At 73.6% G+C, this 13,469-nt stretch carries 9 protein-coding genes; 3 read left to right on the top strand and 6 right to left on the bottom strand.

What is annotated here, in order from left to right; translation table 11 throughout:
* Positions 1–1,227 (top strand): aminodeoxychorismate synthase component I (pabB, locus tag ETD96_RS29605; RefSeq protein WP_138639782.1); only part of this gene is annotated, 1,227 nt, incomplete at its 5' end.
* A 44-nt stretch (positions 1,228–1,271) separates the two neighbouring features.
* Here pabB and ETD96_RS29600 read toward each other — a convergent pair.
* From ETD96_RS29600 to ETD96_RS29590, 3 genes are all read right to left on the bottom strand, one after another.
* Positions 1,272–3,935, bottom strand: coding sequence for a cellulose binding domain-containing protein (locus ETD96_RS29600; RefSeq protein ID WP_138639781.1), 2,664 nt, complete (start codon positions 3,933–3,935; stop codon positions 1,272–1,274).
* A gap of 174 nt (positions 3,936–4,109) precedes the next feature.
* Positions 4,110–4,757 (bottom strand): ATP-binding cassette domain-containing protein, encoded by a 648-nt coding sequence (locus ETD96_RS29595; protein WP_240808319.1) that lies wholly within the window; start codon positions 4,755–4,757, stop codon positions 4,110–4,112.
* Between the two features lie 163 nt (positions 4,758–4,920).
* Entirely contained in the window at positions 4,921–6,321 is a 1,401-nt protein-coding gene (locus ETD96_RS29590) for a glycoside hydrolase family 16 protein (protein ID WP_138639780.1), read from the bottom strand.
* Positions 6,322–6,582: 261 nt separating this feature from the next.
* Here ETD96_RS29590 and ETD96_RS29585 point away from each other — a divergent pair, with 261 nt between their 5' ends.
* The gene (locus ETD96_RS29585) at positions 6,583–7,575 is read left to right on the top strand and encodes a LacI family DNA-binding transcriptional regulator (RefSeq protein WP_138639779.1); all 993 of its coding nucleotides are present in this window, start codon (positions 6,583–6,585) and stop codon (positions 7,573–7,575) included.
* A 312-nt stretch (positions 7,576–7,887) separates the two neighbouring features.
* A complete protein-coding gene (locus ETD96_RS29580) occupies positions 7,888–10,656 on the top strand; it encodes a helix-turn-helix transcriptional regulator (protein ID WP_138639778.1) in 2,769 nt (922 codons plus the stop codon).
* Positions 10,657–10,723: 67 nt separating this feature from the next.
* On the opposite strand, the gene ETD96_RS29575 is transcribed toward ETD96_RS29580, so the two are convergent.
* The 3 genes from ETD96_RS29575 to ETD96_RS45150 all read right to left on the bottom strand — a co-directional run bounded on the left by ETD96_RS29575 (position 10,724) and on the right by ETD96_RS45150 (position 13,306).
* Complete coding sequence (locus tag ETD96_RS29575; protein WP_138639777.1) at positions 10,724–11,581, bottom strand: alpha/beta fold hydrolase; 858 nt, start codon at positions 11,579–11,581, stop codon at positions 10,724–10,726.
* Between the two features lie 221 nt (positions 11,582–11,802).
* Positions 11,803–13,164, bottom strand: coding sequence for a dihydrolipoyl dehydrogenase family protein (locus tag ETD96_RS29570; RefSeq protein ID WP_138639783.1), 1,362 nt, complete (start codon positions 13,162–13,164; stop codon positions 11,803–11,805).
* The gene (locus tag ETD96_RS45150; protein ID WP_171069293.1) at positions 13,157–13,306 is read right to left on the bottom strand and encodes a hypothetical protein; all 150 of its coding nucleotides are present in this window, start codon (positions 13,304–13,306) and stop codon (positions 13,157–13,159) included. The genes ETD96_RS29570 and ETD96_RS45150 overlap by 8 nt, the downstream gene beginning before the upstream one ends.
* Positions 13,307–13,469 lie beyond the last annotated feature (163 nt).

The raw sequence follows: 13,469 nt of genomic DNA, 5'->3' as shown, positions 1-13,469 counted from the left end.
AGGGTCGAGCGGGCGTCCTTCTTCGACTGGCTCGACGCCGACCTGCGCGCCCACGCGGCCGACGTCCCGGACCTGCCGTTCGGGTTCGCGCTCGGCTGGGTGGGCTACCTCGGCTACGAGCTCAAGGCCGAGACCGGCGGCACGCGGGCGCACCCCTCACCGCACCCCGACGCCGCCATGGTCTTCGCCGACCGGGCCGTGGCGTTCGACCACGCGGAGGGCGCCGTCCACCTGCTGGCGCTCTGCCCTGCCGGGGACGAGCGCGACGCGCTGGCCTGGCTGGACGCCATGGAGACCCGCCTGGCGGACCTCGCGCCGCCGGACGAGCCGGGCCCGGTTCCGGCGCCGTCCGAGATCGTCCTGAGGCACGGCCGCCCCCGCTACCTCGACAAGATCGCGGAATGCCTGCGGGAGATCATCGCCGGCGAGACCTACGAGGTCTGCCTGACGAACATGCTCACCGCCGCCGTCCGCGCGGACCCGTGGGACCTCTACCGCCGCCTCCGGCGCGGTGATCCGGTGCCGTTCGGAGCGCTGCTGCGGTTCGGCGACCTGTCGGTGCTCAGCTCCTCGCCCGAGCGCTTCCTGCGCGTCTCGGCGGACGGGGCGGCCGAGTCCAAGCCGATCAAGGGCACCCGGCCGCGCTCGCCCGACCCGGCCGAGGACCGGCGGCTGCGCGCGGACCTCGCGGTGAGCGCGAAGGACCGCGCGGAGAACCTGATGATCGTCGATCTCGTCCGGCACGACTTCGGCGGCGTCGCCGAGACCGGGTCGGTCACCGCCGATCCGGTGTTCGCCGTGGAGAGCTACACGACCGTCCACCAGCTGGTCAGCACGGTCCGGGCCCGGCTCCGCCCGGACGTCTCGGCGGTGCGGTGCGTGCGGGCGGCGTTCCCCGGCGGCTCGATGACGGGCGCGCCGAAGATCCGCACCATGCGGATCATCGACCGGCTGGAGGAGGGCCCGCGCGGCGTGTACTCCGGCGCGCTCGGCTACTTCTCGCTGTCGGGGGCGGCCGACTTCAGCATCGTGATCCGCACCGCCGTCGCCACGCCGGGGCGCGTCGAGTTCGGCATCGGCGGCGCCGTCACCGCGCTGTCGGACCCGGCCGACGAGTTCGTGGAGACCGCGGTCAAGGCCGCGCCGCTGCTCCGCCTGCTCGGCGTCCCGTTCCCCGGGCCGCCCGCCGCGCCGGCCGCCGAGGCGGCCCTCGTGGGCGGCGGCTGAAGGGGGCGGGACGGGAGCGCGCCCGGCCGTCCCGCCCCCCGGTGTCACTCGCCGCCGCAGGCGGGAGTGACGGACTCGGGCGAACCGGTGCCGATGAAACCGAACGTCGTGCCGGCCCCGGGCGCGAGCGTCCCGTTCCAGGACTCGTTCGCCGCGGTGACCGACGCACCGGCCTGCGTCACCTTGGCGCCCCAGAACTGGGACACCGACTGGCCGCCGCCGAACGTCCAGGACACCTTCCACGCCTTGGTCGCGGCCGTCCCGGTGTTCTTGACGGTGACCTCGCCTTGGAAGCCGCCTCCCCACGAACCGGTCGTCTTGTAGGTGGCCGTGCAGCCTCCGTCGGACGGCGGGTCGGTGGTGGGCGGGTCGCTGGTCACCGGCGGGCTCGACGGCGTCGTGTCGGACGTGTCGCCGTAGATGATGCCCCGCCCGTTCGTGCCGAGATAGACGCGGCCGTAGACGCGCGGGTCGCCGGTGAGGGCCTCGCCCGCGTTGCCGTACTGGTGCTGGTCGTCGTTGACGCGCGTCCAGGCACCGCCCGCGTCGTTCGACCGGAACAGGCCGGTGACGCCGTTGACCGTCCCGACCAGATAGAGCGCGGGGTAGTTCGCGCCGGGGGCGGCCTTGCCGAACCCGACGTTCACGGCCTTGGAGACGCCCCCGGCCTTGGTGAAGCTCGCGCCGGAGTCGGTCGAGTGGAACAGGCCGGTGTCACCGGCGAGCCAGATGTCGCCCTCCTTGCCGGGCAGCGCCTTGAAATGGACGCCGCTGGACGGCAGCCCGGACGCCGCCGTCGCCGCGAACGACTGGCCGCCGTTCGTGCTGACGTAGAACCGTCCTCCGGCGAAGGCGTAGAACTTGCTCGCGTTCACCCGGTCGGACTCGACGATCGCGTTGGCCGGGACGCCGGACGACGCGCTCCAGGCGTTGCCGAACCCGGCCGAGTGCACGACCTGCTGCCCGGCGTCGCCCGGCGCCCACACGAACCGGCTCCCGTCCGCCGCCGCCGCGACCGTGCCGCCGCTGTTGACGCCGCTCGGCTCGGTGCCCTGGAACCAGGTGGCCCCGCCGTCGGTCGAGAACGCGACATGGCTGTCGTTTGGGCGGTCGGAATCGGTGAAGTTCCCCGCCCGCACCATGACGCTCGGGTCGCCCTCGGCGTAGTCGAGGCTGGTCGTGCTGGTGAACACCGGCTGGGTGAACATCGACGACGGCACCGCGCCCAGATCGGCGTGCCGGAACCCGCCGATGTCGCCGAGCCCGCTGACCAGCGGCGCGCCGGACGGCGGGCTGATCAGGTCGAGGACGGCGGTCTCCTCCAGCCCCGTCAACATCGGCTTGATCGTGATCTTGCCGCCGGCGTCCCACCGGGTGAGGTCCCCGGTGCCGTAGATCGTCGCGCCCGTCCCGTACATCAGCCGGTCGGAGTCGAACGGGTCGATCTCCACCGACCCGTTCATCCAGCCGAGCTTCGGCGTGACCTCGGGCGGCGCCGGGTTCGTCCCGAAGGTCAGCCAGGGCACCGAGGAGACGTCCTGGGTGTAGCGGAAGCTGCGGTTCGGGTAGCTCGTCCAGTCCCAGATGCGCGTCCAGGACGCGCCGCCGTCGATGCTCCGCCACATGATCATGTCGGGCCACCAGGACACCTGCGTCGCCACCATCAGCGTCCCCGGGTGCTGCCGGTCGACGGTGAGGCCGCTGTAGCCGAAATAGTCGTCGGAACTGCTGGACGGCACAGGGCTGATCTGCGTCCACGCGCCCGACTGCGTGTTGTACTTCCACACATCGCCCTTGGCGCCGCTGTAAGGACCGGCCGTGTCACTTGTGGCGATGTAAAGCACGTGGTTGGACGCGTCCAGTACGCCCTTGTGCGCGATGTAGCCGGTGGGCTGACCCGCTAAGCGCTCCCACGTCGCGCCCGCGTCCGTACTCCGGTAGACGGTGTTCGCCTTGTCGGCGACTCCCGCGTAGATCGTCTTGGTGGGCGTGCCGGACGTTCCGGTGCTCTCGTCGAACGTCACCCAGACGACGCCGGGCCGATGACTGGCGTAACCGGTCGTGTCACTCGGATCGTCGGAGTAGTCGCCCGGATTGGTGAAACTGTTCACCTTCGCCCAGGTCGCACCCCGGTCGGTGCTGCGCCAGAGACCATGCCCTTCCGGCGTGCCCAGATACAGCACCCGGTTGTCATTGGGATCGACGGCGAGCCGTTCGCCCATGCCGCGTCCCGGCATGTTGCCGCCCAGTTTGAACGACAGTTCCGCGATGTCCCATGTCCGGCCCCGGTCGGCCGAGCGCAGCACGGCGCCGTTGTTGGGGTCCCAGTCGTTGGTGTACATCCCGACCGCCGCGTACACCCGGTCGGCGTCCACCGGGTCGGCGGCCAGGCTGATCACGCCGTTGTAGCCCCACTCGTCCCAGCCGGCCCAGTCGAGCAGCGGGATCCACCGCCCGTTCGCCTGGTCCCACCGGTACGCGCCGCCGATGTCGGTGCGGGCGTAGACGAGGTTCTTCTCCTTGCGGCTGAAGACGATGCCGGGCACGAACCCGCCCCCGTCGATCCGCACGTTCCGCCAGGTGTAGGTCTCGGCGGCCGCGGCGGGGCGGGGAGCGACCGCCGCCATCACCGCGACCATCGCGGCGACCAGCGCGAGCGCGGCCAATGCCGCCGCGACGGCGGCGGTCAACGATCTTCGTGCGGGCATGGCGCCTCCTTGGTGTCCCGGTGCCCAGGAGGCTGATCGAAGCGCTTCGATCCGTCAACGCCCGGCGTCCGCCTTTCATGGCGGGCCCCGCTCACCAGCCCGAACGCGCCCCGCCGCATGAAAACTGAGGGCCGGGTGGCGTTCGGTGACCGCGAAGATCGTGCGGGTCGGCGGCTACGCGGCCTGTGAACGCGGAGAAACCGCGCGGGGGCCCGCCCGGCCTTCGTCGACGACGCTGGTCCGGTCGGCGTGGGACGCCTCGGCGAGGGAGCGCGTGGAGAGCAGGATCGCCGCGCCCGAGCCCGCCAGATCGCGCAGCACCGCCCAGATCCGCTCGACCGTGCCGCTGTCGAGGCCGGCCAGGGGATCGTCCAGGAAGAGGACGTCGGAGCGGTTCAGCAGGGCCAGCGCCAGATCCAGCAGGCGCCGCTGCCCGGCGGTCAGCCGCTCGAAGCGCACCGGCGCCAGGCCGCCGAGACCGGTCAGCTCCAGCGCGTCCGCACTCGTCAGCGGGTCGAGCGTCCAGCGGCGGAAGGACTCGGCGATCTCCTCGACGGTGAAGCCCGCATGGTCGCCGCCCTCCCGCCAGACCGCGCCCAGGCGGAGTCCGTCCCGGCCCCCGTACGGGTCGACTCCCTTCACCCGCACCGACCCGGACATGGGGCGCCGCAGCCCCGCCACCGCCTCCAGGACGGCCGTCTTGCCCGACCCCGGCCGGCCGAGAAGCGCGCAGACCTCCCCGGCCGCCACGTCGAACGACACGCCCGCGGCCTTCTCCCGGCCGCCCACCCGCAGATTCCGAACCCGGATCACCGGCTCCATGCGTCCCCCCAAGCCGCCCTACCGGCGCTCTCAAGATCACTTACCTGGGACTGTACGGCCGCTCGGCCGCCGTCCGCCCCGCCGGCGGATGGCCGTTCGCAGTCCGTAAGAACTGGCCCGGCCGCCGGCCTTTCGGTGGGACGGCGGCCGGGCGGTGGAGGGGTCAGCTCGCGAAGGTGAACCAGTTGACGTTGACGAAGTCGGCCGGCTGGCCGCTGCTGAAGGTGAGGTAGACGGTGTGGGTGCCGGTCGTTCCGGCGATGTTGGCGGGGACCGTCCGCCAGCTCTGCCAGCCGCCGGTGTTCGCGATCGCGAAGTCGCCGATCACCGGGCCGGTCGGGCTGTCCAGCCGCACCTGCACCAGGCCGCTGACCCCGGCCGCCGCGCCCGAGGCGACCCTGGCCTTGAACTGCGTCGCCGGGGTGCCGCCGAACGCGACGCGGTCATAGCGCAGCCAGTCGCCGTTGCCGATGTGGCCGACGTTCTGGCCGCCGCCGGTGTCGGTCGTGGTCTCCGTCTGCGTGCCCGACTGCGCGTCGCTGCTCTCCGCCTGGATCGTCGAGCGGGCGTCGACCGTGTCGCCCGTCGGCGGCGGCGTGGTCGAGCCGCCGCTCTGCCAGACCGCGACGTAGTCGACCAGCATGGGACGCCCCGAGACGGTGTCCGCGGTGGGCGTGCCGCGCCCGGCGACGCCGTTGGGGAACCCGCCGCCCATGGCCACGTTCAGCAGCAGGAAGTAGCCGCCGTGGCCGGTCATGTTCGCCCACGTCCCGGCGTCGAGCTGGTTCTGGCCGACGCTGTGGAACTGCTGGCCGTCCACGTACCAGCGCAGCTGGTTGGGGCTGACGCTGCGGTCCCACTCGAAGCGGTAGGTGTGCATGCCCCCCTGGCAGGACGTCCCCGGGCAGGCGCGGCTCGCGCCGATCCCGTTCGTCTCGTTGCAGGGGCCGCCCGGATTCGTCCCGCAGTGCAGGACGCCCCAGACGGAGTTGATCCCGTTGACGTTCTCCATGATGTCGAACTCGCCGATCGACGGCCAGTTCTGGTAGTTGCCCCGGTACGGGGACCCGAGCGCCCAGAACGCGGGCCAGTAGCCGAGCGCCTGCGCGCCCGTCACGTTGGGCATCTGGATGCGCCCTTCGATGCGCAGCACGCGCCCGTCGGCGGGCTTGAAGTCGGTGCGCTGCGTCTCGATGCGGGCCGACGTCCACTCGCCCGAAGCGGTCTTGACGGGGGTGATCCGCAGGTTGCCGCCGCCGTCCAGGCTGACGTTGGCGGGGTCGGCGGTGTAGTTCTGGATCTCGCCGGTGCCCCAGTTTCCCGGCCCGCCGGGGTAGCCGTGGCCGGTGTCGATGATCCAGTTGGCCGCCGAGGGACGTGCCCCGGCGGCGCCGTCGAAGTCGTCGCTCCAGACCAGGCTCCAGCCGGACGGGGGCGGCGGGACGGACGCGCCGGCCGTCGGCGGCGTCACGGCGACGGCGACCGCGGCCGCGGCCGGGAGCGCGGCGGCGAGCACGGCGAGCGCGGGCCGGCGCCAGAACCGGGGACGTCTCGGTGGGGTCATGGCGGGAACCTCCAGAGAGGGTGGGAGCAAGCGCGGGGTGCCTGCCTCTGGTGCGCTCAATGTCACCCGCCCGGGGACCTCCGTCAAGAGGTCGAGAGAGCGCTCTCTCGCGGTCGAGAGCTTGCGAATATGCCTATGACCAGGTCTCCTATGTTCACCAACTCGGTTTTGCTCTTTTCGAGAAATCGCTCTCTCGTGAAGGCGCGGGTTCGCGCCCGGCCGGCGCGCGTAAGGTCGATCCCTGATGGTGGAGAGGCGGGCATGAAACGTCCCACGCTGGAGGCCGTGGCGGCCAGGGCCGGGGTCTCGCGGGCCACGGTGTCGCGCGTGGTCAACGGCTCCGCCACGGTGAACCCGCGGATACGCACGGCCGTCCTGCGCGCCGTGGAGGAGCTCGGCTACATCCCGAACTCGGCCGCCCGCAGCCTGGTGACCCAGCGCACCGGGTCGATCGGGCTCGTCGTCTCCGAGCCGCCCGCGCGGGTGTTCTCCGACGACCCCTTCTTCCTGTCGGTCGTCCGCGCCGTGAGCCAGGAGCTGGAGGCCGCCGACAAGCAGGTCGTGCTCATGATGCCGTCCACCCCGGCGGGCCAGGCGAGGGTGGAGCGGTACGTCGCGGGCCGGCATGTGGACGGCGTCATCCTGCTCTCCCAGCACGGCGCGGACCCGCTGCCGGCGGCCCTCCTGCGGACGGGCGTGCCCGTCGTGTCGCACGGCCGCCCCGTGTCCACGGCCAGGCCGCCGTACTGCGACGCCGACAACGTCGGCGGCGCGCGCGCCGCCGTGGAGCACCTCCTGGCCACGGGGCGGCGGCGCATCGCCGCGATCACCGGCCCGCCCGACATGTCCGCCGGGCTGGACCGGCTCGCCGGGTACCGCGAGGTCCTCTCCGGCACCGACCGCAGGTCCCTGGCCGCGCTGGGCGACTTCACCCGCGAGTCGGGGGCGGCGGCCATGGCGCAACTCCTGGAGGACGACCCCGGTCTCGACGCGGTGTTCGCGGCGAACGACCTGATGGCGGCCGGTGCCCTGCACGCGCTGCGGAAGGCGGGGCGCCGCGTCCCGGACGACGTCGCCGTCGTCGGCTTCGACGACATCGACGCCGCGCGTTACACGGACCCGCCGCTGACCACCGTCCGCCAGCCGGTCGTCGAGGTGGCGCGGGCCGCCGTCCGGATGCTCCTCGCCGGGGGCGAGCGGCCGGCGGAGCCGGTGGTCCTCCCCACGGAGCTCATCGTCCGCGACTCCACCTGATCCGCAACCGCCACCGGCCCTCAGCGCGCCTCCGATCGGTGGCGAAGGCCATTCGTGCGACAATTCCGCCGCCGAATCCGGGTACGGCCGGCACCGGCGGGGAATTCGTCCATTCCCGCCTCGCCGGCCGGGCGTCCATCCCTGTCGCACTGCTCCCACGTGCATGTACGCGGAGATGAACCCTCGTCACATGAAGTTACCTTCGAAAGAGTGCAGACAAACGAACCGGCTGGTCTTCTAAAATGCGGAGGCTGTCGACATCCGGGGATGCCGTGCCTGTGGGCCCCCGCTGAATAAGTGGCGGAGACGGGCATGGGGACTCGATTCGAGGCGGGGCCGGGGCTGCTGAACCGCGAGCGGGAGCGCGCGGCGCTCGACGAGCTGCTGGACGATCTGCGGGCGGGGCGCGGCCGGTCGCTGGTGGTGCGCGGTGAGGCCGGGGTCGGCAAGTCGGCGCTGCTGGAGTACGTCACCGAGGCCGCGGCGGACATGCGGGTCGCGCGGGCGGCGGGTGTCGAGTCGGAGATGGAACTGGCGTTCGCCGGCCTGCATCTGCTGTGCGTGCCGCTGCTGGAGCGGCTGGAGAGCCTGCCGGGCCCGCAGCGCGACGCGCTCGCCGTCGCGTTCGGGCTGCGCGAGGGCGGCGTCCCGGACCGGTTCATGGTCGCCCTGGCGGTGCTCACCCTCCTGTCGGACGCCGCGGAGGAGAAGCCGCTGCTCTGCGTGATCGATGACGCGCAGTGGCTGGACCAGGCGTCGGCGCAGGCCCTGGCGTTCGCCGCCCGGCGGCTGCTGGCCGAGCCGGTGGGGCTGCTCTTCGCCGCGCGCGACCCGGGCGAGCAGTTCCGGGGGCTCGCGGACCTGGAGGTGCCGGGCCTGCCCGAGCGGGAGGCCCGCGCGCTGCTGCGGTCGGTGGTCCGGTTCCGCATCGACGAGCCGGTGCAGGAGCGGATCCTGGCCGAGACGAACGGGAACCCGCTGGCGCTGCTGGAGCTGCCGCGCGGCCTCGGCCCGGCGCAGCTGGCCGGCGGGTTCGGGCTGGTCGGCGCGCAGGCGGTCCCGGCGCGGATCGAGCAGGGCTTCCGCCGCCGGCTGGCGGAGCTGCCCGCCGACACGCGGACGCTGATGCTGGTCGCGGCGGCCGAGCCGGCCGGCGACGCGGCGCTGGTGTGGCGGGCGGCCGAGCGCCTGGGGGTCCCGCCGTCCGCCGCGGAGGCCGCCCACGGCGACGGGCTGCTGCGGATCGAGACGCTGGTGCGGTTCCGGCATCCGCTGGTGCGGTCCGCGGTGTACTCGGCGGCGGCGCCGCCGGAGCGCCGGGCGGTGCACCGGGCGCTGGCCGAGGTGACCGACCACGAGCACGACCGGGACCGGCGGGCATGGCATCTGGCGGCGGCGGCAGCGGGCCCCGACGAGGAGGTGGCGGCGGAGCTGGAGCGGTCGGCGGGCCGGGCGCAGGCCCGCGGCGGCATGGCCTCGGCGGCGGCGTTCCTGCAGCGCTCGGTCGAGCTGACGGCCGAGCCCGCGGCGCGGGCCACGCGCGCTCTCGCGGCGGCGCGGGCGAACCTCCAGGCCGGTGCGTTCGGCGCGGCGACCGAGCTGCTCGCCGTGGCGTCCGCCGCACCGCTGGACGAGTTCCAGCAGGCGCTGGCCGCCCTGCTGCGCGGGCAGATGGCGCTCGCCTCCAACGTGGGCGGCGACGCCTCCGTGCTGCTGGTGAAGGCGGCCGAGCGGCTCGAACCGCTGGACGCCCCGCTCGCCCGGGACACCTACGTGGACGCGTGGTACGCCGCGATGTACGCCGGAGAGTTCGCCGATGAGGCCGATCTCCACGAGGTCTCCCGCAAGGCGCGGTCGGCCCCGCCGGCGGTGGACCCGCCCCGCCCCTCCGATCTGCTGCTGAACGGAGTGACCGCCCTCATCACCGAAGGCCGTGCCAAGGCGGCGCCCCTGCTGAAGCAGACGGTGCGGGTCTTCGCCCAGGAGGACCTCAGCCCGGCGGACCGCCAGCGATGGAGCCCGATGGCCGCGGTCGTCGCGCCCATGGTGTGGGACGAGGACGGCTGGCTGACGATCATGGCCCGCGAGCTCCAGGCGTCCCGCGAGGCGGGCATGCTCGTCCAACTGGTGATCTGGGTGAACGCGAACACCTCCCTCGCCGTCTGGCGCGGCGACTTCGCCGCGGCGGCGGCGCTGGTCGCGGAGGGGCGGGCGCTCGCGGCGGCGACGGGCATCAACCTCGTCGACTACGGGGCCCTCTCCCTCACCGGGTACCGCGGGGTGGCGGACGAGGCCGTCCCGCTCATCGAGGCCGTGATCGAGGAGGCCCGGGCCGGCGGGCAGGGGACGGGCGTCCAGTACGCGCGGTGGACGTCGGCGATCCTGCACAACGGGCTCGGCCGCTACGAGAAGGCGCTGGCCGACGCCCGGGCCGCCGCGCAGGAGCCCGAACTGCATCTGTCGGTGTGGGCGCTGCCGGAGCTGATCGAGGCGGCCTGCCGGACCGGGCGGACGCGCTCCGCCCGGGAGGCGCTCGACCGGCTCGCCGCGGCGACCGGCATCGCCGAGACCGACTGGGCGAGGGGCACCTACGCGCGTTCCGCGGCACTGCTGAGCGAGGGCGATGACGCCGATGACCGGTACCGCGAAGCGATCGACCGGCTGGGCCGCACCTCCTTCCGGACGGAGCTGGCCCGCGCCCACCTGCTCTACGGGGAGTGGCTGCGCCGCGAGGGCCGGCGGGGCGAGGCGCGGACGCAGCTCGGCAGCGCGCACGACATGTCCACGACGATCGGCATGCGGGCGTTCGCCGAGCGGGCCCGGCGCGAGCTGGCCGCCACCGGCGAGTCCGTGCGCGGACGCACCGCCGGCGCGCCCGTCCGGCTCACCCCGCAGGAGGCCCAGATCGCGCGGCTGGCCAGGGAGGGCCTCTCCAATCCGGAGATCGCGGCGCAGCTGTTCCTCAGCCCCCGCACCATCGAGTACCACCTGGGCAAGGTCTTCACCAAGCTCGACATCACCTCCCGCCACCAGCTCCGCCAGGCCCTCGGTGACGGCGCAGGCAGCGGGCTGACGGCCTGACCCCGGTAAGCGACCAGGCGGGTCCGGTCCCTTAAGGGTCCGGACCCGCCGGCCGTGCGTCATACCCCTAGCCGACGCTCGACCTCGCGGCCCGCTCGATGACCCGGGTGACGGTCCCGGGCTGCGTGATCAGGCCGAGGTGCCCGGCGTCGTACTCGGCGACCGTGGAGCCGGCCCGCTTCGCCATGGCCCGCTCGGCGGCGGCCGGGATGATCTTGTCGTTCTTCCCGATGAGGTACCAGGACGGGATGCCCCGCCAGGCCGGGGCCGCCGACGGCTCGTTGAGCGCGCCGACCGTGGCCGGCCGCTGGGTGGCCGTCACGAGCGCCTTGTCCCGCGCGTCCAGCCCGGTCGCGAACGAGGTGAAGACGGTCGACCTCTTGAGGTAGAGGTCGGTCGCCGGGGTGGGCGGCAGGGTGCCGGGAACGAAGTCGAAAACGGTCGTCGGATCCACCGAGAGCGCGGAATCCGGGCCCGCGAGCGCGGTGGCGGACTCGCCCTCGTCCGGCGCGAACGCGTTCACGTAGACGAGCGCCTTGACATTCGCGCTCCCCGTGGCCGCATTGGTGATCACGGCGCCGCCGTAGGAATGGCCGACGAGGACGACGGGCCCCTTCTGGGATTCCAGGAAGGTGCGCACGAACGCGGCGTCGCCGGACAATGACCGCAGCGGATTGGCGACCGCCACGACGGGATACCCGTCGTCCTGGAGCCTCGCGACGACCTTGTTCCAGCTCGACGCGTCGGCCCAGGCCCCGTGCACGAGCACGATCGTGGGCTTCGCCGTCCGATGCCGCTTCTCCTGGGAGAACGCGCTCTGCGTCTGGACGATGCTCGTCAGGACGAGGGCGGCCGCCAGCACGAGGGCCGCCGCGGCGGGTCTCCTCCTGAGACGGCCGGCCGGCTGGCCGGGAGAACTGGTCATGGTCTTCTCCTGTTCGATGGACGGGCCGTTCGGACGGCGCCGGAAATGGGTGAATCGGCTTTATGAGCCATTTCCGTTCGCACCCGTGGCGGCCGTCCGGCCCGGATCGATCGCGGGGCGATCGACTCATGATTAATGACCGGATATCGGCTGCCCCTGTGACACATTCCCATGTAGAAATGTCAAGATTTCTCCACGGCGGGGCACGGTTTTCGGTGGTGTCACTGGAGGGCGTGCAGCGCCGCCTCCACGGCCCGGTGGAAGGTCGGATACGTGTAGATCATGTGCTTGAGGAGATCGGTCGGCGTCTCGGCGTGGACGGCGACGTTCAGCCCGTACAGCACCTCGCCGCCGGCCGGCCCGGCCGACGTCGCGCCGACCAGCACGCCGCGGTCGGCGTCCTCGACGAGCTTGACGAACCCCGCGTTGCCGGGGCCGTGGATCCGGCCGCGGGCGGACTCCGGGATCGGCGCCAGGCCGGTGCGCACCCGCATCCCCCGGTCGCGCGCCTGCCGCTCGGTGATCCCGACCGCCCCGATCTCGGGGTCGGTGAACGTGACGCGGGGCAGCGCCCGGTAGTCGGCGTCGCGGCCGGGGCGGCCCAGGATGTCGCGGACGGCGATCTGCGCCTGGTACATCGAGACGTGCGTGAACGCGCCGCGGCCGGTGATGTCGCCGACCGCCCACAGCCCCTCGGCCGCCCGCATCTGCCCGTCGGTGGGCACCGTGCGGGCGGCGGGGTCGAGGCCGACGGTGCCGACGTCCAGCGCGGCCAGGTCGCTGCCGCGTCCGGTCGCGACCAGCAGGCGCTCCGCGCGGACCGGCTCCAGGCCGCCTTCGAGCAGGGCCTCGAACGCCGTCCCGTCGTGCTCGAAGTCGACGGCCCCGGCGCCGGTGCGGACGGTGACGCCGTCGGCCCGCAGCGCCCGCGCGGCGAGCTCCCCGGCCTCGGGCTCCTCGCGGGCGAGCAGCCGCTCCCCGCCCTCCAGGACGGTGACCGCGCAGCCGAAGCGGGCGTAGACCTGCGCGAGCTCGACGCCGATCGCGCCGCCGCCGAGCACGAGCAGGGAGGCCGGCATCTCCGCGGCCTCGATGGCCTCCCGGTTCGTCCAGTACGGCGTCCCCTCCAGGCCCGGAATCGGCGGGATGCGCGGCTGCGAACCGGTCGCCAGGAGCACGCCGCGCCGGGCCTCGAACGTGCGGTCGCCGACGGTGACCCGGCGCGGGCCCGCGAGCCGCCCCCGCTCCCGCACGAGCCGCACCCCCTTGGCCGTCAGGCGGTCGGCGGCCGCCTCGTCGTTCCAGCCGTCGGTGGCCTCGGACCGGACGCGCGCGGCGACCCGGCTCCAGTCGGGGACCGCCTTGCCCTCGCCGGCCAGCACGGGAACGCGCCCCGCCTCGGCGAGCGCGTTCCCGGCGCGGATCATCATCTTGCTGGGGACGCATCCCCAGTACGGGCACTCGCCGCCGACGAGTCCCGCCTCGATCCCGACCACGTCCAGCCCGGCCTCGGCGAGGGCGCCCGCGGCGTACTCGCCGCCGGGGCCGAGCCCGACCACCACCACATCGACCTGCTCACTCATGCCGTTCTCCTTCGTTGTCCTCGATCCGGGTCCCCGCCGCCCCCGACAGGAGCGCGGGCGCGTCGGCGAGCGCGCCGACCACGGCGACGGCGCCGCGGCGGTGCTCGGCGAAGCGGCACGCCGCCTCCGCCTTGGGCCCCATGGACCCCGCCGGCAGCGGCAGCCGCCGCAGCAGCGCGGGCGTGCGGCCAGCGCGCGGGCGATCGAGATGCGCTGCCGCTGCCCGCCGGAGAACTGCGCCGGGTAGCGGCCGGCGGCCGACTCGGGGAGCCCGACCTGGCCGAGGACCTCCGCGACGCGGGCGG

The sequence above is a fragment of the Actinomadura geliboluensis genome, assembly GCF_005889745.1.
Taxonomy (GTDB): Bacteria; Actinomycetota; Actinomycetes; order Streptosporangiales; family Streptosporangiaceae; genus Spirillospora; species Spirillospora geliboluensis.
Note: the sequence above shows the minus strand (reverse complement) of the source record. Positions and strands in the feature narration are given on the sequence as shown.

Bases quoted from the DNA above. Each gene is read 5' to 3' on its own strand.
- ETD96_RS29600 (WP_138639781.1), bottom strand. From the start codon at position 3,935: ATGCCCGCACGAAGATCGTTGACCGCCGCCGTCGCGGCGGCATTGGCC.
- ETD96_RS29595 (WP_240808319.1), bottom strand. From the start codon at position 4,757: ATGGAGCCGGTGATCCGGGTTCGGAATCTGCGGGTGGGCGGCCGGGAG.
- ETD96_RS29590 (WP_138639780.1), bottom strand. From the start codon at position 6,321: ATGACCCCACCGAGACGTCCCCGGTTCTGGCGCCGGCCCGCGCTCGCC.
- ETD96_RS29585 (WP_138639779.1), top strand. From the start codon at position 6,583: ATGAAACGTCCCACGCTGGAGGCCGTGGCGGCCAGGGCCGGGGTCTCG.
- ETD96_RS29580 (WP_138639778.1), top strand. From the start codon at position 7,888: ATGGGGACTCGATTCGAGGCGGGGCCGGGGCTGCTGAACCGCGAGCGG.
- ETD96_RS29575 (WP_138639777.1), bottom strand. From the start codon at position 11,581: ATGACCAGTTCTCCCGGCCAGCCGGCCGGCCGTCTCAGGAGGAGACCC.
- ETD96_RS29570 (WP_138639783.1), bottom strand. From the start codon at position 13,164: ATGAGTGAGCAGGTCGATGTGGTGGTGGTCGGGCTCGGCCCCGGCGGC.
- ETD96_RS45150 (WP_171069293.1), bottom strand. From the start codon at position 13,306: ATGGGGCCCAAGGCGGAGGCGGCGTGCCGCTTCGCCGAGCACCGCCGC.